This is a genomic window from Myceligenerans crystallogenes (assembly GCF_039529775.1).
GTDB classification, from domain to species: Bacteria; Actinomycetota; Actinomycetes; order Actinomycetales; family Cellulomonadaceae; genus Myceligenerans; species Myceligenerans crystallogenes.
Window position 1 is genome coordinate 378,014 of the sequence record NZ_BAAANL010000003.1, and the last position, 22,916, is coordinate 400,929.

Sequence of the window (22,916 nt, forward strand, 5' to 3'; positions counted from 1 at the left end):
ACTGCCTTTCGTTCGTGTACGACGACGATGCGCGGGAGCACGCCCCCGGCCTGCCCGGATCTGGAGCTCCGGCCCCGCTGCCCGGAGCTCACGCGAGCGAGCGGAACGCCTCCGCCGGCCGCAGGCGCGCCGCCCGCTGCCCGCCGACCACGCCCGCGACGAGCCCGCCGAGCACCGCGAGGCCCACCGCCGCGAGCACGATCCACACCGAGACCGGGGCGCTGAGGACGACGTCGGACACCGTCTCGGTGAGGCCACCGCCCGTCCCGCCGCCGAACTGGCGCGGCCCGACGACGGCGCCGCCCTCGGCGGCCTGCCCGCCGCCGGGCATCGCCCCGCCGCCCGGCAGCGCGCCGCCGGCGGGCCCGGCGAACGACGTCCCGGTGGAACCGCTCAACGTGATCCCGGCCAGGTTCACGCACAGCACCGCGAGCCCGCCGAGCAGCACGCCCGCGACCCCGCCGAGCAGCCCCTGGGCCACGGACTCGCCCGCGATCTGCCCCACCACGCGCCGCTGCGTCCACCCGAGCGCCTTGAGCGTCCCGAGCTCCCGCGTGCGGCGGTTCACGCCGGACACGGTGAACAGGATCGCCAGCCCGAACGCGGCCAGCAGCACGATCGCGGACAGCCAGGTCCCCAGCGTCGAGACCAGCGACGACGCCGTCGACAGCGAACCGGACACGCCCTCGGCGAGATCCGCCTGCGTGGAGACGGTCGTGTCGGGAAGCTCCGCGGCGATCGCCGCGGACACGGCCTCGACGTTCTCGGAGGAGTCCACCTGCACGTACAGCGTGGTGACCTGGTCCGCGAGGTCGGCCAGCGTGGCCGCCGTCGTGATCGGGAGGTAGATGTCCGACGCCGTCGCGACGCCCTCGCCCGTGGTGGACGTGACGATGCCGACCACCTCGAGCTTCGTCCCCGAGACCTTGATCGTGTCGCCGACTGCCAGCTCCTGCTGCTCGGCGTGGACGGCGTCGAGCACGGCGACCTTCGCGTCGGCGTCGGACGCCTCGAAGGCGCGGCCGTCGGCGACCTCGGTCGTGGTGAGCGGGCCGACGGCGGTCGCTGTGGGATCGATGCCCGTGACGGAGCGCTCGTCGATCTCGAACGACGACGGGCCGCCCTGGACCGTCTCGTCGCTCCCGCCCGAGCCCGTCTCGCCGTCGGTCCCGCCCGCGGCTCCCTCGCCGCCCGGCACGACCCCGCCGGCCGCGCCACCCTCCGTCGTCGTGCGGAGGTCCGGCATCTCGCCGGAGAAGCTCAGGCTCGTCAGCTCGAGCGTGGCCGCCACGCCGGTGACGTGCTCCAGCCCGGCGACGGTGTCGAGGGCGGCGGCGTCGAACGACGTCGTCCCGCGGGTGGTCGTGAGGCGGTCCTCGCTGAGCTCGCGCGTGCCGTCGTCGTTCGCCTTGCCCTCGTCCTTCTGGAAGGTGAAGCGCCCAGGCCCGAACCCGCCCTCCCCGGGCTCGGCCGTCTGCGTGACGGTGATGTCGGTGCCGACGCCGTAGACCGACTCGAGCACGCTCGCCTGCGCGTCCCGGACCCCGGCCGACACCGACGACACCACCATGACCAGTGCGATCGCCACGGCCAACCCGATCGCGACCACGGCCGTCTGCTTGCGTCTGTTGCGCAGTTCCCTGCGCAGGTAGGTGAAGAACATGGCCGAAGGCTCGCCACCTCCGCTGTACCGTTCCTGCCGCCCCGCTGTGCCAGAGCTTTGGATAGCGCTGCTCCGACGTGGCTACCTACGAGGCCCGGCAGTCGTTGGCCGGCGACGCCGGAGGTGTTGTGCCATCCAGGAAGGCGCGGACATCGCTCGCCGTCTTCGGGAGGAGATTCGTGGTTCACGATGTCGCAGCCGTGGGCGATCACGTGGCGGGCGCTCACGATCGGCCGCAGCCCGAGTTCTTCGTGATCCGGGAGGTGATTCCTCCGGCGCACGTGTTCGGCGTCGTGGGACGATCGCCGCATGGATGAGCTGCGTCGCGCTGTCGAGGTCATGGACCGTCTCTACTCGCCGGGTGGTTGCCCGTGGGACCGGAGGCAGACGCACGAGTCGCTGGTGCCGTACCTGCTCGAGGAGGCGCACGAGCTGGCCGAGGCGATCGAGTCCGGGGACCGGGAGCACATGCGGGAGGAGCTCGGCGACGTGCTGCTGCAGGTGCTGTTCCACTCCCGGGTCGCGCAGGAGGAGGACGAGCCGTTCTCGGTCGGCGACGTCGCGCGCGACCTCGCGGACAAGCTCGTCCGGCGGCATCCGCACGTGTTCGTGCCCGACGGCACCGAGCGCACGGCCGACGACGTCGTCGCGGGCTGGGAGGACATCAAGCGGACCGAGAAGCAGCGCACCTCGGTCCTGGAGGGGATCCCGCTCGCGCAGGGCGCGCTCGCCCGCGCCCAGAAGGTCGTCTCGCGTGCGACCAAGGCGGGCGTGATCCCGCCCGCCGGCGAGGCGACGGGCGGGACCGGGACGACGCCGGCCGGCGCGGCCGAGCGGTACGGCGCGGAGCTGCTCGACGTCGTCCGGCGGGCGCAGGCCGACGGGGTCGACGCCGAGCAGGCGATGCGTGCCGCGAGCCGCGCCCTGGAGGGGCGGATCCGCGAGGCGGAAACGGGCGCCTGACGCCTTGCGCTGATCAGGCCGTCGTGAAGTCCGTCCCGCCCGAGGCCGTGATCTCGACCAGGTAGGCCTGCCGCTCGCCGTTGGCGCGGGGGTACGGGCCGCCCGTGTACTTCGCGGCCATGCGGTCGGTGAGGGCCCAGCCCTCGTCGCCGTCGATCACCCGGTGCAGACGGCCGCGCAGCCAGGCGTAGCGCAATGGCGTGGCGGCATCGAGCAGGGAGATCGCGACGCGCGGGTCCGCCGCGAGGTTGCGGGCCTTGCGGCTGTGCGGGCCGGTGAGGAAGAGCAGGTGGTCGCCCTCCCAGTCGACCCAGATCGGAATGGTGTGCGGGGAGCCGTCGGGAAGCAGGGTGGCGAGGTGCGCGATGTTCCGTCCCGCGACGAGTTCGCGGGCGAGTGCGTCGATGCTCATGACGGGTGGACGACGCAGGGTGACCGCACTCATCGGTCCTGGTGGAAGCGCCGCCGGGAACCACGCCGGCCGCACCGCGTCCGCCGATCGGTCCGGAGGATCACGGCAGGGTTGGCTTGGCAATAGGCTGGGCTCGTAACCTCCGAGCAACGAAATCTGATCGAGGAGAATCCGTGGCTAGCATCGAAGCCGTTGGAGCGCGCGAGATCCTGGACTCGCGTGGCAACCCGACCGTCGAGGTCGAGATCGTCCTGGACGACGGCACGTACGCCCGCGCCGGTGTGCCGTCGGGCGCATCGACCGGTGCGTTCGAGGCCGTCGAGAAGCGGGACGGCGACAAGAGCCGCTACCTGGGCAAGGGCACGGAGCAGGCCGTCGCGGCGGTGAACGACGTCATCGCCCCCGAGCTGATCGGCTTCGACGCCGAGGAGCAGCGCATCGTGGACGCCACGATGATCGAGCTGGACGGCACCCCGAACAAGGGCAAGCTGGGCGCGAACGCGATCCTGGGCGTGTCGCTCGCGGTCTCGAAGGCCGCGGCGAAGTCGTCGGGCCTGGACCTGTTCCGCTACATCGGCGGTCCGAACGCGCACGTGCTGCCCGTGCCGATGATGAACATCCTGAACGGCGGCTCGCACGCCGACTCGAACGTGGACATCCAGGAGTTCATGGTGGCGCCCATCGGCGCCCCCACGTTCAAGGAAGCCGTCCGGACCGGCGCCGAGGTGTACCACGCGCTGAAGTCCGTGCTGAAGGAGAACGGCCTGGCCACCGGCCTGGGCGACGAGGGCGGCTTCGCGCCGAACCTGCCGAGCAACCGTGCCGCGCTGGAGCTGATCGTCGAGGCGATCAAGCGGGCCGGCTACACGCCGGGCACCGACGTGGGGCTCGCGCTGGACGTCGCCGCGACCGAGTTCCACGCGGGTGACGGCAACTACGACTTCGAGGGTGGCAAGAAGACCACCGCGGAGATGATCACCTACTACGAGGAGCTGATCGCCGAGTTCCCGCTGGTGTCCATCGAGGACCCGCTGAGCGAGGACGAGTGGCTCGGCTGGACCGCCCTGATGAACAAGGTGGGCGACAAGGTGCAGATCGTGGGTGACGACCTGTTCGTCACCAACCCCGAGCGCCTGCAGCGCGGCATCGACGAGAAGTCCGCCAACTCGCTGCTGGTCAAGCTCAACCAGATCGGCACCCTGACCGAGACGCTGGACGCGGTCACGCTGGCCCAGCGCAACGGCTTCACCACGATGACCTCGCACCGCTCCGGCGAGACCGAGGACACCACCATCGCGGACCTGTCCGTCGCCACGAACGCCGGCCAGATCAAGACGGGTGCGCCCGCCCGCGGCGAGCGCATCAACAAGTACAACCAGCTGCTGCGCATCGAGGACGCGCTGGACGACGCCGGCAAGTACGCCGGCCGTTCGGCGTTCCCGCGGTTCCAGGGCTGACGCACGTCGTACGGCGACCGGCCGCCTCGCCACCTCGGCGAGGCGGCCGGTTTCCTTTCGGGCGGCCCGCCGGCGGTGAGGTGCTCACGGGTGCGCGGCAGTGCTCTCGCGCTCCCGGCCGGGGCTGCACCGCGGCGCGCCGGTCGGAAATGTCGTGATCAGCGCGGGCCGACGCGCGACAATCGGCGAGTGAACTCCCCCCGCCGCCCCGCCTCGCCGTCCGGTCCGGGGCGTCGGCCTGCGGCTGCGCGCCCGCAGCCGCCGAAGGGCGCGGGATCGAAGGGTGCGGGGTCCAAGGGCCGTGGGTCGTCGGGCGAAGGCGGTGCCGGGCCGACGGCGGGCCGGGGAGGGCCGGGCGGCACGCCGGGTTCAGGGCCGACCACGGGCCGTGGAGCCTCCGGCGGCACGTCAGGCTCAGGGCCGACGACGGGCCAGGGGAGCCGAGGTTCGTCCGCGCGGTCCGCGGGTTCGGGGCGGACGACGGGCGCTGCCGGGCGCGACGGCTCGAGGGCGGGCGCGGCGCGAGCCGGGACGGCGAAGACCCCCGCCCAGCCCAGGAAGCCGGGAACCAAGGGTGCGACCGCCGGCTCGGCGAACGCGTCGCGGGCGCGGACCACGTCGGCGGCGATGCGGGCCGAGAGCGGGACCGGTACGGCGAAGCGGCCGCCGCAGCCGCGGGCGCGGCGGGCCGTGAGCCAGAGCGTGCCGGCCGGCGGGAAGCCCTCGAGGCCGGCACGGTCCGAGCGGGAGCGGACGCGGTTCGGGATCCTCGTGCCCGAGGTGCTGACCGTGCGGATCCTGGTGCTGTCCGTGGTGGTGCTCCTGGCCGTGGTGCTGCTCCTGCCGACGGTGCGCGCCGTCGTCGGGCAGCAGGCCGAGCTCGCCGAGCTGCGGCAGGAACTCGCCGCGCAGCAGCAGGAGAAGGCCCAGCTCGACAACGAGCTGTCCCGGTGGGACGACCGGTCCTACGTGATCGAGCAGGCCAGGACGCGGCTGCGGTTCATCATGCCGGGCGACACCGCCTGGCGAACCCTCGACGGCGACACCGTCCCGGAGTCGGAACCCGAGCCGGGCCCCGTCCAGACGGCCCGTCCGGGCGAGGACGAGGACGTGCCCTGGTTCACGCGGCTGTGGGAGTCGCTCCGCCTGGCGGACCAGCAGTAGAGGCGGAGCGGCGGGCGTCAGGCTGCAGACGGAGACCCGAGTGCCCGGCGTTGTCCGGCGAGTGGTCCGGTGGCGGATCCGGGCGCCGGGGATCACGCCGCGAGCAGGACGGCCTCCCGGGTGCCGCTGCCGGTCGCGGTCCGCGACGGCAGGCGCGTGAGATCCGCGCTGCCGTGTTGCGGCGCGACGACACCGGCGCGGTTCCGGGAGGACAGCACGCGCACCCGACGCTCCTCCTCGGCCTTGGCGCTCGCCAGCGCGAGATCCGCCCAGGCCCGCTCCACGAGGTCGGCCAGCTTCATCCCGAGCGCCGCGCACACCGCCGCCAGCACCTCCGACGACGCCTCCTTGCGCCCGCGCTCGACCTCGGACAGGTACGCGGTGGACACGCGCGCGTCCGTCGCGACATCGGCCAGCGTGCGCCGCTGCGCCATGCGCGTGCGCCGCAGGATCCTGCCCACGAGATCTCGCAGGAGCGGCTCAGGCGTCGTGCCGAACTCACCCGGCGTGCCCGGCCGGTCCGTCTGCTGCGTCAGCTGTGTCGTCACGTGCCTACCGCCCTCCTGCATCGACTGCCACCACCGTAGCCGGGGTCACTGACACTCGAACAGGCTTCCGCCCCCGACGCCCGTCGTCATACGCCAGCGGCGTAAGCCAGGAACAATTCACCACTACAGGAGGCGGCGACACCCGCCGGCCCGGCCGGTTCAGGGAACCGGCGCGATGTCCCTGCGCGGCTCCGAAAACCCGCTGGAGTGAGCTGGAAACGCATCCACCCCGGCCGAACGGGTGAAACGGTGGGTGAATCGGCTGGTGAACGGGCTGAATCGCCCGTCGCGCGATGGCGCGCACTGTAACGTGATGGCCCTGTCGCCCGCTCTGACCTGCGGCGATACCCATCTCCTCTGTCCAGAAGGAATTCCCCTCATGAAGATCGAGCACGCCCGGCGTCCCCTCGCCGTGGCGCTCCTGGCCGTTCTGCTGACAGCACTGATGCTGATGGCATTCATGGTCCGGCCGGCCTCCGCCGAGACGAACACGGGTGCCACGACGGCATCCATCACGAGCGGCGTCAAGATCACCAAGGTCCTCTACAACCCGGACGGCAACGAGCTGTACGCGCCGAACGGGGAGAAGGTCTCCATCAAGAACGTGTCGCGCCGGACGAAGAACCTCCAGGGTGTCGTCCTGTCCGACGACGACGGGCACGCCTACCGGCTGCCGTACTACAACCTGTCCGCGGGGAGCACCGTGGTCGTCAGGTCCGGCTCCGGCGAGCGGCGCTACGGCGTCCTGTACGCGGGCTGGAACACCGCGGTGTGGAACAACACCGGTGACGTCGCCCGCCTCAAGGCATCGAGCGGAACGCTGATCGACCGGTGCACCTGGGGCAGCAGCAGCGGCACGACCGCGTACTGCTGAGACCCGGCGACCGACGGGGCTCGAACCCGTTCCCGCGGGGTTCGCCGGTACGGGCGCCCCGCGCAGATGGACCCCGGCCGAGCGCCCGGGGTCCATCTCCCGTTTCCGCTCCGGCGAGCGCGGGTCCGGCACGGGCGAACCGGGGCAGCACCGCACGGGAGCCGGTCGATCTGCCCGCAGCAGATCTTCTGCGGGCCGAAAAGGCTGCGACGCGGCGTCGTCGTCCCGCACCGTTGACGGTATGAGCGAAAGCCGGACCCTTCCCCTTGACGACCACCTCGCCACGCGCCTGCTGCACCAGCGGATCGTGGTCATCGGCAGCGAGATCGACGACGCCGTCGCGAACCGCGTGACCGCGCAGCTCCTGCTGCTGTCCGCGGAGGACCAGAGCGCGGACATCGCGCTCTACCTGAACTCCCCGGGCGGGTCGATCACCGCCGGGATGGGTGTCTACGACACGATGCAGCTGCTGCCGAACGACGTCGCCACCGTCGCGCTCGGCTTCGCCGGGTCGATGGCGCAGGTGCTGCTGACGGCCGGGGCCGCGGGCAAGCGGTACGCGCTGCCGCACGCGCGGATCATGATGCACCAGCCGCTCGGCGGGATCGGCGGCACGGTGTCCGACATCGCGACGCAGGCCGAGAACATGAGGTTCACCAAGGAGATGGTGACCAAGATCCTCGCGGACCACACCGGGCAGTCACCGGAGACGATCGTGGCCGACTCCGACCGGGACCGCTGGTTCACCGCCGAGCAGGCGCGGGAGTACGGGATCGTCGACAAGGTGGTGGACCGCGTCAACGACGTGCGGCCCGCGGGACAGGGGCGGCGCGCCGGGATCTGAGGACGGCGGCCATCCGGCTGCTCGGTGCGGGTAGGGGAGAATGGCCGGGTGAGTGAGAACGCCCCTGCCGACGCCCCGGCCACGAGTCCCGAGCCCGCGCTTGCTCCTGTCGACCCGCAGGATCTTGCCGTCCTGGAGGAGCAGCTCGGGCGGGTGCCGCGCGGTGTGGTCGGGATCGCGGCGCGGTGCGTGTGCGGGCGGCCGCTCGTGGCGCGGACCGCGCCACGGCTGCCGGACGGGTCCCCGTTCCCCACCACGTTCTACCTCTCGCACCCGGGTGCGGTCGCGGCCGCGTCGCGGCTGGAGGCCGTGGGCGTGATGAAGGAGATGAACGAGCGGCTCGCGCACGACGACGAGCTGGCCGCCGCCTACCGTGCCGCGCACGAGCACTACATCGCGCAGCGCGAGGCGCTCGGCCACGTCGAGGAGATCGCGGGGATCTCCGCGGGCGGTATGCCCACCCGCGTGAAGTGCCTGCACGCCCTGATGGCGCACGCGCTGGCCGCGGGCCCGGGCGTGAACCCGATCGGCGACGAGACGCTGGAGCTCGCGAAGGACGACTGGCGCCCGGATCGCTGCACCTGCTGACACGCGCGACCCGTCGCCGGCCTGCCCGGCTGACGACGCGACGTGCCGGCACCGTGATCGGTAGATTGAACGACCGATCGCGCCCCGCGCCGCCGGCCGCGACCGATCGCGCCGCACCAACCCCCGTCACGACCGATCGCCCGTGGCGATCCCGAGGAGCCCGCCCCATGACATCCCGCGTCGCCGCCATCGACTGCGGTACCAACTCCATCCGCCTGCTCGTCGCGGAGATCGACGACGACGGCGCGCTGCTGGAACTCGACCGGCGGATGGAGATCGTCCGGCTCGGCCAGGGCGTGGACCGCACCGGTGAACTGCACCCCGAGGCCCTGGAGCGGACGCTCGCGGCGACGCGCCAGTACGCGGAGATCATCCGGTCCCACGGCGTGACCGAGGTGCGGTACGTGGCGACGTCGGCCACGCGGGACGCGCGGAACCGCGACGAGTTCTTCGGCGGCGTGCGGGACATCCTCGGGGTCGGCGTCGAGGTGATCTCCGGTGGCGAGGAGGCGGAACTGTCCTTCCTGGGCGCGACCAGTTCCGTCGCGCAGACCCATCCGGGGCCGTTCCTCGTGGTCGATCTGGGGGGCGGGTCCACCGAGCTGGTGCTGGGCACCGGGCACGTCGAGGCGGGCCACTCGATGGACATCGGCTCGGTCCGCATGACCGAACGCCACCTGGTCCCCGGGGATCACGACGCCCCGCCGTCGTCGGACCAGATCGAGAACGCGCGCGCCGACGTGCGCGCCGCGCTCGACGCCGCGGCCACGGTCGTTCCCCTGGACAGGACCGTCACGCTCGTGGGGCTGGCCGGGACGGTCACGACCGTGACCGCGCACGCGCTGGGGCTGGCCGCCTACGACCGCGAGCGGGTCGACGGCGCGACGCTGGGCGTGCCCGCGGTGCTGGAATCCTGCGCGGCGCTCCTCGGTTCGACCCGGCCCGAGCGCGAGGCCATGGGATTCCTGCATCCCGGGCGGGTGGACGTCATCGCCGCAGGGGCGCTCGTCTGGGCCGAGGTGGTGGAGCGTGTCGCGCGCGACGTCGCGGCGGCGGGCGGGGAGCTCCGCGAGGTCGTGACCAGCGAACACGACATCCTGGACGGGATCGCGCGGGCGCTCGTCGCACCGGCGGCCCCCGGATCCCGGTGATCGCCCGATCGGGCGGCGGCCGGTCCCGCGGTGATGTTTCCGCGGCTTCTCCGTGGTGCGCGTCACGCTGAGAGGGGCCTGATACCCGACAGGTGAGTCCTTGGCATGGCGGTAGTCTGGGAGTCATGCCTCAGAACGACCTGACCTCGGTCAGCCCTGCCCGGAACGCGTCGGCCGCGTCCCGCGCGCGCAAGACGCCGCGCATCGTCGTGCTCGGCGGCGGTTCCGTGGGCCTCTACGTGGCGCGTCGCCTGCGGAGGAAGCTGAAGAAGCGGGAGGCGGCGATCGTCGTCGTCGACCCCCGTCCTTACATGACCTACGCGCCGTTCCTGCCCGAGGCGAGCGCCGGCTCCATCGACGACCGCGACGTGGTCGCACCGCACCGCCGCGCCCTCAAGGGCGTCGACGTGCTCCAGGGCAAGGTCACGAAGATCGAGCACGGGCGCCGCAGCGTCGAGATCACGCCCGAGGAGGGCGACCCGTACGAGGTCTCGTACGACCAGCTCGTCGTCGGGCTGGGCTCCGTGTCGCGCACGCTGCCGATCCCGGGCCTGGCGGAGAACGGTATCGGCTTCAAGAACGTCGAGGAAGCGATCGCGGTCCGCAACCACGTGATCGGCAAGCTCGACCTGGCGTCCTCCACCTGGGACCCCGAGCTGCGCAAGCGGATGCTGACGTTCACGTTCGTCGGCGGTGGCTTCGCGGGCATCGAGGCGCTCGCCGAGCTCGAGGACATGGCGCGCTACGCGACCCGGCAGTACAACACGATCGAGCCTTCCGACCTGCGGTTCGTCATGATCGAGGGCGCGGGCCGCATCCTGCCCGAGGTCACCGAGCCGATGAGCCTCTACGCGCTCGACGAGATGAAGAAGCGCGGCATCGAGTTCCACCTCAGCACGTTCCTGTCGTCCTGCGTGGACGGGCACGTGGTGACCTCCACCGGCGTCGAGTTCGACTCCGACACGATCGTGTGGACCGCGGGCGTCAAGGCGAACCCGGTCATCAAGGACGCGTCCGACCTCCCGGTCGACAAGATGGGCCGCGTCACGGTGCAGCCGACGCTGCAGGTCGTGGGCGAGGACGGCGTCGTCGTCGACGGCGCGTGGGCCGCCGGCGACTGTGCCGCCGTGCCGGACGTGCTGAACCCCGGGGCGTTCTGCCCGCCGAACGCGCAGCACGCGATCCGCGAGGCGAACCGTCTGGCCGACAACATGGTCGCCGAGTACAAGGGCCGCGACCTCAAGGACTACGAGCACAAGAACATCGGCGTCGTCGCGTCGCTCGGCCTGTACAAGGGCGTCGCCGAACTGTTCGGGTGGCTGAAGCTGCGCGGTCCGCTCGCGTGGCTGGCCCACCGCGGCTACCACCTCATGGCGATGCCGACGTTCACGCGCAAGAGCCGGATCCTGGGCGGCTGGATCGGGCAGTTCTTCGCCGGGCGTGAGCTCGTGTCGCTCGGATCCATGCACGACCCGCGCTCGGAGTTCCGCGCGGCGTCCGTGCCGCCGAAGCCCCAGGCCGACGGCGGCGCGCAGGCCGCCGCGAAGGCCGAGGAGAAGCAGAAGGCCTCCGCGGCGAGCTGACCTCGCTCGCCGGCCGTACCGAGGTGGTGCCTCCCGTTACCCGGGAGGCACCACCTCGTTGTTCGTCCGGGGACGGGCCGGGAAAGAGTTCGGGGGTATCGGCGCTGGTTGGTTAGGCTCTGACCGACGCCCCCATAGCCCAACTGGTAGAGGCAGCCGGCTTAAACCCGGCCAAGTGCGGGTTCGAATCCCGTTGGGGGCACCTCGGCCGTCGCGATCCCTTGTCGCGACGCATCGTCGCGGGCCTCGCGCGGAAGACGGCTCGGCCCCCGGAACATCGGGTGTTCCGGGGGCCGAGCCGTGTCTGCCGGGGATCAGCCGGCGACCGGAGCGGGCTCCTTGTCGCCCGCCGTGGCGTCGTCCGACTTCGCCGCCGCGGCCTTGTGGGCCTTGAGCTCCGCCTTGGCGAGCTGACGGCGCCTGCGCGCCTCGCGCTTCTCGCCGCGGCGGATCTTGCCGCGCTCGAAGATCGAGTAGAGCACGGGCACCACGAACAGCGTCAGCAGGGTCGACGACGCCAGGCCGCCGATGACCACGAGCGCGAGCGGCTGGGCGATGAACGCGCCGCCGCCCGTGAGCCCGAGGGCCATCGGGGTCAGCGCGAACATCGTGGCCAGCGCCGTCATGACGATCGGCCGCAGCCGCTGCCGGGCGCCCTCGCGCACGGCCTCGTCCAGGTCGCGGCCCGCGTGCCGGTACTGGTTGATCAGGTCGATCAGGACGATCGCGTTCGAGACCACGATGCCCACCAGGAGCAGCGCGCCGATCAGCGCCGGCACGCCGAGCGGCGTCCCCGAGATGAGCAGCGCGGCCAGCGCGCCGGTCGCCGCGAACGGCACCGAGATCAGCAGGATGAGCGGCTGCGACAGCGAACCGAACGTCGCCACCATCACGACGTAGACGATGAAGATCGCCGCGAGGAGCGCGAGCCCCAGGTCCGCGAACGCGTCCTCCTGCTCGGCCGAGGCACCGCCGATGACCACGTCGGCGCCGCCCGGCAGGTCGATGCCGGCGATCGCCGTGGTGACCTCGGCGGTCAGTGCGCCCAGGTTCTCCCCGGCCGGGGTGATCGACACGGTCGCCGTGCGCTCGCCGTCGGTGCGGGTGATGGACGTCGGGACGTCCATGACCTCGACCGACGCGACGTCGGTGAGCTTGACCGTGCCGGTCGCCGTCGGGATCTCCAGCTTCTTCAGCTCGCCCTGCGTGGCCGGCGCCTCACCCGTGGAGACGACGACGTCGAGGCTGCTCTCGTCGATGTCCACCGTGCCGAGCGTCTGCTCGGGCGACATCTCGCCGGACACGATCCCGGACACCGCCGACTCTGTCAGGCCGTGCTCGGCGGCCTTCTCGCGGTCCACCTCGACCTGCACCACCTGCTGTGCGGCGGCCAGGTTGTTGGTCACCTCCGCGGCGTTGTCGAGATCCGCGACGGCGTCCTCCACCTCGGCGGCCGCCTTCGCGAGCGTGTCGGTGTCGAGTGCGGTGACGACCAGGTCGACGGTCGAGCCGCCCATGCCCGTCTGGGCCGACGCGACCGACACGTCCTCGACGACGCCGCCCGCGAGGGGTTCGATCGCCTCGCGTACGTCGTCGGCCACGGCGACGCCGTCGGCCTCACCGTCGAGCGTGATCGCGAACGACGCCTGGTCGCTGCCGCTGCCCATGAACGCCATCTGCTCGGCGCTCCCCGACCCGACGGTGGACTGGACGGTCTCGACGCCCTCGACGCCGGACAGCGTGTCCTCGACCTCGCGGGCCGCCTCGTCCTGCGCGTCGAACGACGTGCCGGGCTCGAACGTCTGTGTGACCGACAGGGTGTCCTGGCCGGAGTCCCCGATGAAGTTGGTCTCCAGGCGCGGCACCATGGCGAGCGTCCCGCCGAGCACCGCGACGGCGACGACCAGCGTCACCGCGGGGTGCCGCAGGGCGGCGCCCAGCGAGGGTACGTAGATGCGCTGCCAGATCCCGCGGCGCTCCTTGGCCTCGGCGGTCTCGCGCTCGGCGGCCCGGAACGCCTCGCGCTCCTCCTCCGTGTCGCCCGGGACCAGCGGCGCCTTGACGAACCAGTACGCCAGCACCGGCACGATCGTCAGCGCCACCAGCAGCGACGCCAGCATCGCGATCGCCACCGTCAGCGCGAACGGCCGGAACAGCTCACCGGTCATGCCGCCCACCAGCGCGATCGGCGCGAACACGGCCACGGTGCAGATGGTCGACGCCGCGATGGCCCCGCCCACCTCACGCACCGCGTTGAGGATGGCGGGCACCTTCTCCTCGCCGTACGACAGGTGGCGCTTGATGTTCTCGATGACGACGATCGCGTCGTCGACCACGCGCCCGATGGAGATCGTCAGCGCGCCGAGCGTGAGGATGTTCAGCGTGTAGCCGGTCGAGTTCATCACGATGAAGGTCACCGCGAGCGACAGCGGGATCGAGATCGCGGAGACGATCGTGGACCGCATCGACGCCAGGAACAGCAGGATGACCAGCACCGCGAACAGCAGGCCGAGCCCGCCCTCGGTGGCCAGGCCCTCGATGGACTCCTCGATGAAGGGAGCCTGGTCGAAGACGACGCCGGTCTCGATGTCGCGTGAGTCCAGCGTGCCGGAGAGGTCGTCGAGGGCGGCGTGCACGGCGTGGGAGACGTCGACCGTGTTGCCGTCCGGGGTCTTGGTGATGCCGAGGCTCAGGGACGCCTCGCCGTCCAGCCGCGAGGCCGACGTCACGGGCACGGGCTCGCGTTCGACCGTGGCCACCTCGCCGAGCGTGACCGGCTCGGGCCGTTCCGGGACCGCCGGCTGCTGCGGCGTGACCGGAAGGGCGCCCGACGACGGCTGCTGGCCCGCGGACCCGGCCGCGGCAGCGGCCGCCGCGGCGGGATCAGTTCCTGCTGCCGCACCGGCTCCCGCGGCACCACCTGCGGCGGCGCCGCCTGCACCACCTGCGGCGGCACCACCGGCCGCGCCCGCCGCGCCGCCCGCAGCCGCACCGGCGTCCGCCGCGGGGATCAGCGGGAGGTTCTTCAGGGCGTCGACGTCGTCGAGCGACGTGCCGAGCTCGACGGACCACGTGCGGTCGCCCTCGGTGAGGGTGCCGCCGGGCATGACGACGCCGTTGTCCTGCAGGAGCGTGGAGAGCTGGGCGGGCGTCAGGCCCGCGTCGGCGAGTTTCTCGTCCTTCGGCGTGACGAGGATCCTGTCCTCCCGCACGCCGCTGACGGTGACGCTGCGGACACCGTTGAGCTTCTCCAGCTCGGGGACGATCGCGGTCTCGACCGTGTCCGCGAGGGCGTCGGGCGACTCGTCACCGGCGACCGCGAGCTGCACCACGGGCAGGTCGTCGAAGGAGCCGGCGATGACCGTCGGCTCGACGTCCTCGGGCAGCATCGAGCCCAGGCGCGTGACGGCGGCCTCGAGGCGCTGCGTGACGCGCTCGATGTCGGTGCCGTAGGCGAACTCGACGGTGGTGGTGGACATACCGGTCGACACGGTCGAGTTCACCGACTCGACGCCGTTGATCGTCTCGGCGGCGGCCTCGATCGGCTGGGTGACGCGCTCCTCCACGACCGCGGGGGAGGACCCGGAGTAGGGTGCGACGATGATTCCCATGGGGAGCTGGAGCGAGGGGATCAGCTCTTGCTTGAGCTGGCCCATACTCAGCACCCCCATGACGGCGACCGCGAGCGTCGTCAGGGCGACGACGGCGCGGTTCGCCATGGACAGGCGGGCTAGTCGGAACACGGGTATTCCTCCACGAACGGCGGGACTTCTGGGGACGGCCACACGACTCCGTCGTCGTGGTGCACCCGTTCCAACGAGCCTTCGGGACCGGGGTTCCCACTTTACGCGAAGTGCTTGCAGTCGCTGCAAAATTGTTATCTGACCCACGCCCGGAGCGCGGGAGCGGGGTACCGATCCGGCGGACATGCCGCCGGACCGGTACCCCGGGAAGCGTCCGTCAGGGGTCGGAGCGCTTGAGGCGCACGGCCCCGGCCGTCAGGACGGCGGCGGTGTACAGGGCCAGGACGCCGATGCCGACCCACGGGTCGAGCATCTCGACGCCGGCGAACTCGGCCAGCATCGCCGCCTGGGAGGGGCCGGCGGACGTGATCTGCGAGCCCGCGACGTCTGGCAGGAACTTGTAGATCGTGCCGATCCACTCGTATCTGGACGCACCGATCAGCGCGACATTGAACACTGTGGGCAGCACCAGGAAGATCGCCGCCACGGTGAAGATCGCGCCGGCGGTATGCCGGATCAGAGCGCCCAGGCCGTAGGCGATGAGCGCGAGCAGCGTCACGTACATGACCGTCCCGTACAGGACCCGCAGATCGGCGCCGTCGGTGAGGTCCACGGCCGCCGCCTCCGGAAGGAGCGGCAGCGTCACCGCCCAGGCGATCGCCAGCGACAGCGTGGTCAGGCTGGCCGCGACCAGCGCCAGGACGACCCCCTTGGCGGCGAACGCATCAAGCCTGCGCGGCGCCGAGGCGAAGGTCGAGCGGATCATGCCCGTCCCGTACTCGCCGGTGATGACCATGCAGCCCAGGACCGCGACGACGAGCGAGGCGACGGGGTAGCCCCACACGAGCGCTCCCGGGCCGCTCAGACCCATCATCCCGAGTTCCTCCGCGCCCGCCTCCTTCGTGATGAAGTAGATCAGCGCGCTGAACCCGACCGCTCCCACGATCAGCACGACGGCGGTGGACGCGAGCGTCCACCACGTCGAGCGCAGGCTCCACAGCTTGATCCACTCCGAGCGCAGCAGGCGCCCGAACGTCACGTTCTTCACGGTGACGGCCGACGACGGCGCCGCCGCGGCCGGTTCGGCGGCAATCGCGGTGCTCATCGGTCGCTCCCTTCGACAGCGGTGGCCTGGGCTCCGGCAGCGGACGGCGTCGTGCCGACGGCGACCGGTTCGCCGGTGCTCGCACCGCCGGCCGCGGGCGGCGTCGTCCCCTGCCGCGAGTCCTCCGAGCGGTACTCCACCGAGTCGGCGGTGAGGGACATGTACGCCTCCTCGAGCGTGGATCGGATCGGGGTGAGCTCGTGCAGCACGATCCGTGCCGCGGCGGCGAGCTCACCCACGGACGCGGCGTCAGGGCCGGTGATCTCCAGGACGCCCGGCTCCAGCGTGGTGACCACCGCGTCCTTCTGCGCCAGGAGCGACGCCAGGTCGCCGGCCTGCGGCGAGCGGACGCGCACGTGCTTGCGCTCCGACGCCGCGATGAGGTCCTCGACGGACGTGTCCGCGAGGATGCGGCCCCTGCCGATGACCAGCACGTGATCGGCCGTCAGCGCGACCTCGCTCATCAGGTGGCTGGACAGGAACACGGTGCGGCCGTCGGCCGCGAGGCGCTTGGCGAGGTTGCGCACCCAGATGACGCCCTCGGGGTCGAGGCCGTTGACCGGCTCGTCGAGGATGAGCGTCTTCGGATCGCCGATCAGGGCCGCGGCGATGCCGAGGCGCTGGCCCATGCCGAGCGAGAACCCGCCGACGCGCTTCCGCGCGACCGACTCCAGGCCGGTCAGCTCGATGACGTCGTGCACGCGCTGCTGGGGGATGCCGTGCGTGGCGGCCAGGGCACGCAGGTGGTTGAAGGCGCTGCGGCCCGAGTGGACCGCCTTCGCCTCCAGCAGCGCGCCGACCTCCGCGAGGGGGCGCGCGTGCCGGGCGTAGGGGCGGCCGTTCACGGTCACGGTCCCGGCGGTGGGCCGGTCCAGGCCCATGATCATGCGCATCGTGGTGGACTTGCCGGCCCCGTTGGGGCCGAGGAACCCGGTCACGCGGCCGGGCTGGACGGTGAAGCTGATGTTGTCGACGGCGGTCTTGGAGCCGTATCGCTTGGCGAGACCATGAGCCTCGATCATGAGACTCTCCTGGGTGCTGAAGGCATGGCGCGGCGCTCACTCTCAGTGTGCGGTGCAAGTGCGGTGGTCCGGGCCGGGTCTGACGACGCCGGCACTCCCGACACTAGAGCGGCCGGCTGACACCCGTCACCGGAAATGACCCTGAATCAACCCTGGCCGGACAGGAATCATCCCTGAGGCGGACGGGGGCGTCATCCTTTCGAACGACCTCCGCGTGCGACGGCCGGACGAGGGGCGCGACCGGATCCGCCCAGGTGAGCGGGTCACGGAATCCTGTGTCGAGCAGGTGTAACCATCTTGTGGCGACAACCCGCGTGTGCAAGTATCTAGGTCCACGCTCCACCCGGCACGACGAGAGGATCTGGCATGCCCATCGGGTTGATCGCCCTGGCGCTGGGAGGGTTCGGCATCGGGCTGACCGAGTTCGGGATCGTCGGTCTGCTTCCCGAGATCGCGGGCGAGTTCGGTGTCACGGAGTCCGTCGCGGGACTCCTGGTCTCGGGCTACGCGCTCACGGTCGCGATCGGGGCGGTCCTGCTGACGGCGGCGGTCGTCCGGTTCGACCGCAAGCGGGTGCTCGTCTCGCTCATGGTGCTGTTCATCCTGGGCAACCTGATCTCCGCGGTCTCCCCGGACTACCTGACGATGCTGGCCGGCCGGGTCGTCGCCGCGCTGTGCCACGGCGCGTTCTTCGGTGTCGGCGCCGTCGTGGCGACCCGGATGGTCAAGGAGAACCAGCAGGCGAGCGCGATCGCGCTGATGTTCGGTGGCCTGACCGTCGCGACGGTCGTCGGCGTCCCGCTGGGCACCTTCCTCGGCCAGCAGCTCGGATGGCGCTCGACGTTCTGGGCCATCACGGTGATCGGTGTCGTCACGCTCGCCGGGATCCTCCTGCTCGTCCCGGTGACCGCGGCCGCGCAGGGCGGCGACCTGCGGAAGGAGCTGGTGGCCTTCCGGAAGTTCCAGGTCTGGGTCTCGCTCCTCGTGGGCGTCCTGGCGTTCGGCGCCGTCGTCGGCGCGTTCACCTACATCGCGTTCACCCTGACCGAGGTCAGCGGGTTCGCGCCGGCGGCGGTTCCCTGGCTGCTCGTCGTGTTCGGCGTGGGCGCGTTCGCCGGGAACCTCGTCGGCGGAAAGATCGCCGACCGTGCCCTGACGCCCTCGCTCGTCACGTTGACGGCACTGCTGGCCGCGGTGCTGACCGCGTTCGCCCTGACCGCGGAGAACCAGGTCGCGACCGTGATCGGCCTGGTCCTCCTGGGCGCGGTGGGCCTCGGTACCGCACCCGGCCTGCAACTGCGGATCATGAACTTCGCGCCGGAGGCCCCCACCATGGCGTCCAGCGCGAACGTCGCGGCCCTCAACGTCGGCAACGCCTTCGGGGCCTGGCTCGGCGGCGTCACGATCGCCGCCGGGTACGGGTTCGTCTCGCCGCTGTGGGTCGGCGCCTCGCTCGCCGCGGGTGGCCTGGTCGTCCTCCTGGTCGGTACCGCGGCGGCCCGCAGGCCCGCCGGGGCCGCGGTCGCGGACGGGGAGGCCGGATCCGGTACCCCGCGGGAGCCCTCGTCCGCCGTCGGTACCTCAGCGCCCTGACCTGGGCCCTCTTCCGGGATTCTGCCCGTGTTAAGGTCGGTTTCCTGGTCCCAGCCGTTCACCCGGGAGGTCGATCCGCGGTGTTGCCGGACGACGAGGTCGAAGCCCTCGTTCATGGATGGCGCCTCCTGGCGGTCCTGCACTCCAAGATCGAGGTCCGCCTGGAGCGGATGCTGCAGGAGCGGTACAAGCTGAGCGTCAACGAGTACGGGGTGCTCGAACTGCTCTCGCGCCAGGAGAAGCACCACCTGCGCATGGGCCAGCTCGCCACCGCGATGGTCCTGAGCCAGGCCGCCACCACGCGCCTGGTGACGCGGCTCGAGGATCGTGGGCTCCTGGCTCGCGCGCTCTGCGACGAGGACCGCCGGGGGATCTACACGAACGTGACGTCCGACGGCCTCGCCCTGCTCGCGCAGGCGCGGCCGGACCACGACGCGATCCTGAGCGACGCCCTGGACGAGGCCTCGCGCAACTCCGACCTCGCGCCCATCGTGGCCGGCATCCGCGCGGCCGAGTCCCGGCCCGCCCCGTCCTCCTGAGACCCGGCCTGCCCGTCGGCCCGCCGTTGCGATCGCGTTCCGATGAAGGCCGTCCGGGGTGGGAACTCCCGGCGTGTCGGCGTCGTTCACTACGATGGGTGTCACGACCAGGAGGAGCAGATGAGGAATCCAGTATTTTCCAACAGCGACGTCTTCGGCGAGCCGCGTCGCTCGGGTGCGCCCGGCGGCACCGCGACCGCTCCCAACCCCTATGGCCAGGGCCAGTACGGGCAGCAGTACGGCCAGTACGGAGCCGGCCAGCCGCCGATGGGCGCGGACCAGCTCGGCGCGATGTACGACGCGCCGTCGGCCACGTCCGCCGACACGAAGCGCCTGACGTATGACGACGTGATCGTCAAGACCGGCGGGCTGCTGGCCCTGCTGGTCGTGGTGGCGGCGGCGACGTTCATGTTCGCCCCGGGCCTGGTGTGGGTCGGCATGATCGGCGGCCTGATCCTCGGCCTGGTCAACTCGTTCAAGAAGAACCCGTCGCCGTTCCTGATCATCGCCTACACGGTGTTCGAGGGCATGTTCGTCGGCGGCATCTCGTTCGTGTTCAACGGCTACGAGGGCATCGTCTTCCAGGCGATCCTCGGTACCGTGTGCGTCTTCGCCGGCTCGCTGTTCCTGTACCGCAGCGGCCGGATCCAGGTCACGCCCAAGTTCACGCGCTTCCTCATGATGGCGCTGATCGGTTACGCGCTGTTCTCGCTCGTCAACCTGGTGCTCGTCTGGACCGGTGCCCTCGGCGGCTTCGGCATGCGGAACGGCTGGCTGGGTGTCGGCATCGGCGCGTTCGCGATCGTGCTCGGCATCATGTCGCTCATGGTGGACTTCGAGTTCATCAAGCGCGGCGTCCAGCAGGGCGCGCCGGCCAAGATGGCGTGGACCGCGGCGTTCGGCCTGATCGTGACGCTGGTCTGGCTCTACACCGAGATCCTGCGCCTGCTCTCGATCGTCAGCATGTTCAGCGGCGACTGATCGCGTAGTCCGACGACGACGGCGGCGGGAACGGTCACACGGACCGTCCCCGGCGGCGTCGTCGTCCCCGGACCTACGAGTCCGCGAAACGGTCCGTCTGGTCGCCCTGCTCGGCGCGGATGACGTGCATGACCGCGTTGATCAGCGCGAGGTGCGTGAACGCCTGCGGGAAGTTCCCCAGGTGGCGGCCCGACGACGGGTCGATCTCCTCGGCGTAGAGGTTCAGCGACGACGCGAACGACAGGAGCCGCTCGCACAGCGACTTCGCGCGCGCCACCTCACCGATCTCCACGAGGGCCGACACCAGCCAGAACGAGCAGATGGTGAAGGTGCCCTCCTCGCCCTTGAGCCCGTCGTCGGTCTCGTCCGTGCGGTAGCGCAGCACGAGCCCGTCCTCGGTGAGCTCGTCGGCGATCGCCAGCACGGTCGCCCGGACGCTCTCGTGGTCCGGCGGCAGGAACCGCAGGAGCGGCACGAGCAGCAGCGAGGCGTCGAGCGCCGGGTCGCCGTACCGCTGCGTGAACACGCCGCGGTCGTCGACGCCGTTGGCCATGATGTCGGCCTTGATCTCGTCGGCGATCTTCTGCCACTGCTCGGCGTAGTCGTGCTCGTCGTACATCCGCGCGAGCTTGGCCCCGCGGTCCATCGCGACCCAGCACATCAGCTTCGACGACGTGAAGTGCTGCGGTTCCCCGCGCACCTCCCAGATGCCGCGGTCCGGCTTGTGCCAGTGCTTGGCGGCCTCCTCGACCTGCCGCTTGAGGATCGGCCAGAGCGATTCCGGCAGCTGCTCGCGCGAGCGGGTGTGCAGGTAGACGGAGTCGAGGACGGCGCCCCAGACGTCGTGCTGCTTCTGGTTGTACGCGCCGTTGCCGATCCGGACCGGGCGCGCCCCCTCGTAGCCGGACAGGTGCGGGAGCTCGGCCTCCTCCAGCGTCTCCTCGCCGCCCACGCCGTACATGATCTGCAGCTGCTTGTTGTCGCGGCAGACGTCGTGGATGAACGAGAAGAAGTCGTTGGCCTCCCGGTCCAGTCCCAGCGTGTACAAACCCCACAGCGCGAACGTCGAGTCCCGGATCCACGAGTACCGGTAGTCCCAGTTCCGCTCGCCGCCGGGCGTCTCGGGCAGCGAGGTCGTCGCGGCCGCGATGAGGGCGCCGGTGGGGGAGTAGGTCAGTCCCTTCAGCGTGAGCGCGGACCGCTGCAGGTAGATGCGCCAGGGATGATCAGGGAACTTGCCCTGGGTGATCCAGTCGCGCCAGTACTGCTCGGTGCGCCACATCGCCTCGACGGCCTCGTTCCAGTCCTTCGGGGCGGGCTGGCTGCCCCAGGACATCGCCACGAAGTGCGTGGTGCCCTCGGTCATGCGGGTGCGGGCGATGGCACGCCGGCCCTCCAGGCCGAACCGCAGGTCGGAGGTGAGCTTGATGTCGGGGTTGAACCGGCCGAGACGTGCGGTGACGGTCGAGTAGCCGCTGTTGTCGTACTCCCAGATCGGCTCGTTGCGCGCGTAGTTCGGGCGCGGCTCGCACATCACCTCGAGGTCGACGGTGCCGGACACGCACTTCACCGTGCGCAGCAGGATGTGCTCGGCGTCGTTGTCCGTGGGGGTCCTGCGGTGGGTCTTGGATCGTTTCGACACGTCGTGCCAGGGACCCATCAGCATCGCGTCCCGGACCACCAGCCACCCCGTCGAGGTCTGCCAGGTGGTCTCCAGGATGAGGGTGCCGGGGATGTACCGGCGCGCCACCGGCACCCGCACCCCGTACGGGCTCAGACGGAAGCGGCCCGCCCCGCGGTCGAGCACCGCGCTGAAGATGCTCGGCGAGTCCGGCCGGGGCAGGCACATCCACTCCACGGCCCCGCTCGGCGCGATGAGAGCGTTCACCTCGCAGTCGGAGAGGAACCCGTAGTCGGCGATCGACGGGAACTTGCTCCGCCAGTCCCACGCCTGTGGTGAGGCGCCGTCGCTCGAGGTGTGCAGCTTGACCGGCCCCTGGCCGGCCTTCTCGGCACGCTTCTGCGGGCGCCGCCGGACCGCTTGCGGTGCCGCGGTCTCGGTTGAATCCATCGTCATGGATCACAGCGTTCCGCACGCCTGTCCACTTGGACAAACCGTGGTGGCGGTTGTCACCCTTCTTTATGGGGCGGGTGAGAATGCTGTGAAAGCGGGCGGCGTCGTCGTACGGTGAGCACTTCGCGAGGGACGTAGGCTGGACCGGTTCGGGCGCCGCGACGCGGCGCCAACCCGACCGAGAGGCAATTCTCGTGACTACGCTTCCCACCGTCGAGTGGCAGGCCGGCGGCAAGCCGGCGCTGACGTTCCCCGAGGGCCCCGCGCCCGCGGGTCTGCAGGTCGAGGTGCTCGAGGAGGGCTCCGGCCCCGTCGTCGACGCCGGCCGCACGATCGTCGTGCACTACCTGGGGCAGACCTGGGGCGGCGGCGTGTTCGACAACTCCTACGACCGCGGCACCACGATCGACTTCCCGATCGGCGTGGGCGCGGTGATCGGCGGCTGGGACAAGGGCCTCGTCGGCCGCAACGTGGGCGACAAGGTGCTGCTCTCGATCCCGCCGGAGCACGGGTACGGGGCCCAGGGAGTCCCGCAGGCCGGGATCCCGGGCGGGGCGACGCTGGTCTTCGTGGTCGAGGTCCAGGGCGTCCAGTGATGCTGCGGTGACGGAC

General features: G+C 71.3%; 19 protein-coding genes and 1 tRNA gene. 13 read left to right on the forward strand and 7 right to left on the reverse strand.

Going from position 1 to position 22,916, the window contains the following annotated elements:
• Positions 1–88: 88 nt before the first annotated feature.
• Positions 89–1,663, reverse strand: a complete 1,575-nt coding sequence (locus ABD208_RS09285; RefSeq protein ID WP_344101844.1) for an ABC transporter permease — start codon at positions 1,661–1,663, stop codon at positions 89–91.
• A 309-nt stretch (positions 1,664–1,972) separates the two neighbouring features.
• On the opposite strand from ABD208_RS09285, the gene ABD208_RS09290 reads away from it, so the two are divergent.
• Entirely contained in the window at positions 1,973–2,626 is a 654-nt protein-coding gene (locus ABD208_RS09290) for a nucleoside triphosphate pyrophosphohydrolase (RefSeq protein WP_344101846.1), read from the forward strand.
• Positions 2,627–2,639: 13 nt separating this feature from the next.
• Here ABD208_RS09290 and ABD208_RS09295 read toward each other — a convergent pair whose 3' ends face one another.
• Positions 2,640–3,038 carry a PPOX class F420-dependent oxidoreductase gene (locus tag ABD208_RS09295; protein WP_344101848.1) on the reverse strand — a complete coding sequence of 133 codons (399 nt, stop codon included), beginning with the start codon at positions 3,036–3,038 and terminating at the stop codon, positions 2,640–2,642.
• Between the two features lie 173 nt (positions 3,039–3,211).
• Between ABD208_RS09295 and eno the strand changes: the two genes are divergently transcribed.
• Together eno and ABD208_RS09305 are read left to right on the forward strand one after the other, a co-directional pair.
• Positions 3,212–4,495, forward strand: coding sequence for a phosphopyruvate hydratase (gene eno / locus ABD208_RS09300; protein ID WP_344101851.1), 1,284 nt, complete (start codon positions 3,212–3,214; stop codon positions 4,493–4,495).
• Between the two features lie 627 nt (positions 4,496–5,122).
• The gene (locus ABD208_RS09305) at positions 5,123–5,659 is read left to right on the forward strand and encodes an FtsB family cell division protein (protein WP_344101853.1); all 537 of its coding nucleotides are present in this window, start codon (positions 5,123–5,125) and stop codon (positions 5,657–5,659) included.
• Positions 5,660–5,751: 92 nt separating this feature from the next.
• Here the strand turns inward: ABD208_RS09305 and ABD208_RS09310 are convergent, their stop codons facing one another.
• Positions 5,752–6,207 (reverse strand): helix-turn-helix domain-containing protein, encoded by a 456-nt coding sequence (locus ABD208_RS09310; protein WP_344101855.1) that lies wholly within the window; start codon positions 6,205–6,207, stop codon positions 5,752–5,754.
• 379 nt (positions 6,208–6,586) lie between these two features.
• Here ABD208_RS09310 and ABD208_RS09315 point away from each other — a divergent pair, with 379 nt between their 5' ends.
• The 6 genes from ABD208_RS09315 (at position 6,587) to ABD208_RS09340 (ending at position 11,449) form a co-directional block, all read left to right on the forward strand.
• A complete protein-coding gene (locus ABD208_RS09315) occupies positions 6,587–7,081 on the forward strand; it encodes a lamin tail domain-containing protein (RefSeq protein WP_344101857.1) in 495 nt (164 codons plus the stop codon).
• A gap of 241 nt (positions 7,082–7,322) precedes the next feature.
• Positions 7,323–7,925 carry a ClpP family protease gene (locus tag ABD208_RS09320; RefSeq protein ID WP_344101860.1) on the forward strand — a complete coding sequence of 201 codons (603 nt, stop codon included), beginning with the start codon at positions 7,323–7,325 and terminating at the stop codon, positions 7,923–7,925.
• Positions 7,926–7,973: 48 nt separating this feature from the next.
• Positions 7,974–8,513 (forward strand): DUF501 domain-containing protein, encoded by a 540-nt coding sequence (locus ABD208_RS09325; protein ID WP_425561085.1) that lies wholly within the window; start codon positions 7,974–7,976, stop codon positions 8,511–8,513.
• A gap of 167 nt (positions 8,514–8,680) precedes the next feature.
• Positions 8,681–9,664 carry a Ppx/GppA phosphatase family protein gene (locus tag ABD208_RS09330; RefSeq protein ID WP_344101863.1) on the forward strand — a complete coding sequence of 328 codons (984 nt, stop codon included), beginning with the start codon at positions 8,681–8,683 and terminating at the stop codon, positions 9,662–9,664.
• 125 nt (positions 9,665–9,789) lie between these two features.
• Positions 9,790–11,247: an NAD(P)/FAD-dependent oxidoreductase gene (locus ABD208_RS09335; protein WP_344101865.1), complete on the forward strand. Its 1,458-nt coding sequence runs from the start codon at positions 9,790–9,792 to the stop codon at positions 11,245–11,247.
• A 128-nt stretch (positions 11,248–11,375) separates the two neighbouring features.
• Positions 11,376–11,449 (forward strand) — tRNA-Leu (locus ABD208_RS09340).
• A gap of 112 nt (positions 11,450–11,561) precedes the next feature.
• On the opposite strand, the gene ABD208_RS09345 is transcribed toward ABD208_RS09340, so the two are convergent.
• From ABD208_RS09345 to ABD208_RS09355, 3 genes are all read right to left on the reverse strand, one after another.
• The gene (locus ABD208_RS09345; RefSeq protein ID WP_344101867.1) at positions 11,562–14,990 is read right to left on the reverse strand and encodes an efflux RND transporter permease subunit; all 3,429 of its coding nucleotides are present in this window, start codon (positions 14,988–14,990) and stop codon (positions 11,562–11,564) included.
• 217 nt (positions 14,991–15,207) lie between these two features.
• Positions 15,208–16,095: an ABC transporter permease gene (locus ABD208_RS09350; RefSeq protein WP_344101869.1), complete on the reverse strand. Its 888-nt coding sequence runs from the start codon at positions 16,093–16,095 to the stop codon at positions 15,208–15,210.
• The gene (locus tag ABD208_RS09355; protein ID WP_344101871.1) at positions 16,092–17,117 is read right to left on the reverse strand and encodes an ABC transporter ATP-binding protein; all 1,026 of its coding nucleotides are present in this window, start codon (positions 17,115–17,117) and stop codon (positions 16,092–16,094) included. Before ABD208_RS09355 ends, ABD208_RS09350 begins: the two co-directional genes overlap by 4 nt.
• 366 nt (positions 17,118–17,483) lie before the next feature.
• Between ABD208_RS09355 and ABD208_RS09360 the strand changes: the two genes are divergently transcribed.
• The 3 genes from ABD208_RS09360 (at position 17,484) to ABD208_RS09370 (ending at position 20,230) form a co-directional block, all read left to right on the forward strand.
• On the forward strand, positions 17,484–18,710 hold the full coding sequence (locus ABD208_RS09360) for an MFS transporter (RefSeq protein ID WP_344101874.1): 1,227 nt from the start codon (positions 17,484–17,486) through the stop codon (positions 18,708–18,710).
• Between the two features lie 80 nt (positions 18,711–18,790).
• Entirely contained in the window at positions 18,791–19,249 is a 459-nt protein-coding gene (locus tag ABD208_RS09365) for a MarR family winged helix-turn-helix transcriptional regulator (protein ID WP_344101876.1), read from the forward strand.
• A gap of 120 nt (positions 19,250–19,369) precedes the next feature.
• Complete coding sequence (locus ABD208_RS09370; RefSeq protein ID WP_344101878.1) at positions 19,370–20,230, forward strand: Bax inhibitor-1/YccA family protein; 861 nt, start codon at positions 19,370–19,372, stop codon at positions 20,228–20,230.
• A 73-nt stretch (positions 20,231–20,303) separates the two neighbouring features.
• On the opposite strand, the gene ABD208_RS09375 is transcribed toward ABD208_RS09370, so the two are convergent.
• Positions 20,304–22,307 (reverse strand): glycoside hydrolase family 15 protein, encoded by a 2,004-nt coding sequence (locus ABD208_RS09375; RefSeq protein ID WP_344101880.1) that lies wholly within the window; start codon positions 22,305–22,307, stop codon positions 20,304–20,306.
• A gap of 191 nt (positions 22,308–22,498) precedes the next feature.
• Here ABD208_RS09375 and ABD208_RS09380 point away from each other — a divergent pair, with 191 nt between their 5' ends.
• The gene (locus ABD208_RS09380) at positions 22,499–22,900 is read left to right on the forward strand and encodes an FKBP-type peptidyl-prolyl cis-trans isomerase (protein WP_344101882.1); all 402 of its coding nucleotides are present in this window, start codon (positions 22,499–22,501) and stop codon (positions 22,898–22,900) included.
• Positions 22,901–22,916 lie beyond the last annotated feature (16 nt).

Coding starts and splice junctions, on each gene's coding strand:
- ABD208_RS09350 (WP_344101869.1), bottom strand. CDS start 16,095: ATGAGCACCGCGATTGCCGCCGAACCGGCCGCGGCGGCGCCGTCGTCG.
- ABD208_RS09290 (WP_344101846.1), top strand. CDS start 1,973: ATGGATGAGCTGCGTCGCGCTGTCGAGGTCATGGACCGTCTCTACTCG.
- ABD208_RS09335 (WP_344101865.1), top strand. CDS start 9,790: ATGCCTCAGAACGACCTGACCTCGGTCAGCCCTGCCCGGAACGCGTCG.
- ABD208_RS09360 (WP_344101874.1), top strand. CDS start 17,484: ATGCCCATCGGGTTGATCGCCCTGGCGCTGGGAGGGTTCGGCATCGGG.
- ABD208_RS09305 (WP_344101853.1), top strand. CDS start 5,123: ATGCGGGCCGAGAGCGGGACCGGTACGGCGAAGCGGCCGCCGCAGCCG.
- ABD208_RS09315 (WP_344101857.1), top strand. CDS start 6,587: ATGAAGATCGAGCACGCCCGGCGTCCCCTCGCCGTGGCGCTCCTGGCC.
- ABD208_RS09355 (WP_344101871.1), bottom strand. CDS start 17,117: ATGATCGAGGCTCATGGTCTCGCCAAGCGATACGGCTCCAAGACCGCC.
- ABD208_RS09320 (WP_344101860.1), top strand. CDS start 7,323: ATGAGCGAAAGCCGGACCCTTCCCCTTGACGACCACCTCGCCACGCGC.
- ABD208_RS09285 (WP_344101844.1), bottom strand. CDS start 1,663: ATGTTCTTCACCTACCTGCGCAGGGAACTGCGCAACAGACGCAAGCAG.
- ABD208_RS09370 (WP_344101878.1), top strand. CDS start 19,370: ATGAGGAATCCAGTATTTTCCAACAGCGACGTCTTCGGCGAGCCGCGT.
- ABD208_RS09330 (WP_344101863.1), top strand. CDS start 8,681: ATGACATCCCGCGTCGCCGCCATCGACTGCGGTACCAACTCCATCCGC.
- ABD208_RS09375 (WP_344101880.1), bottom strand. CDS start 22,307: ATGACGATGGATTCAACCGAGACCGCGGCACCGCAAGCGGTCCGGCGG.
- ABD208_RS09295 (WP_344101848.1), bottom strand. CDS start 3,038: ATGAGCATCGACGCACTCGCCCGCGAACTCGTCGCGGGACGGAACATC.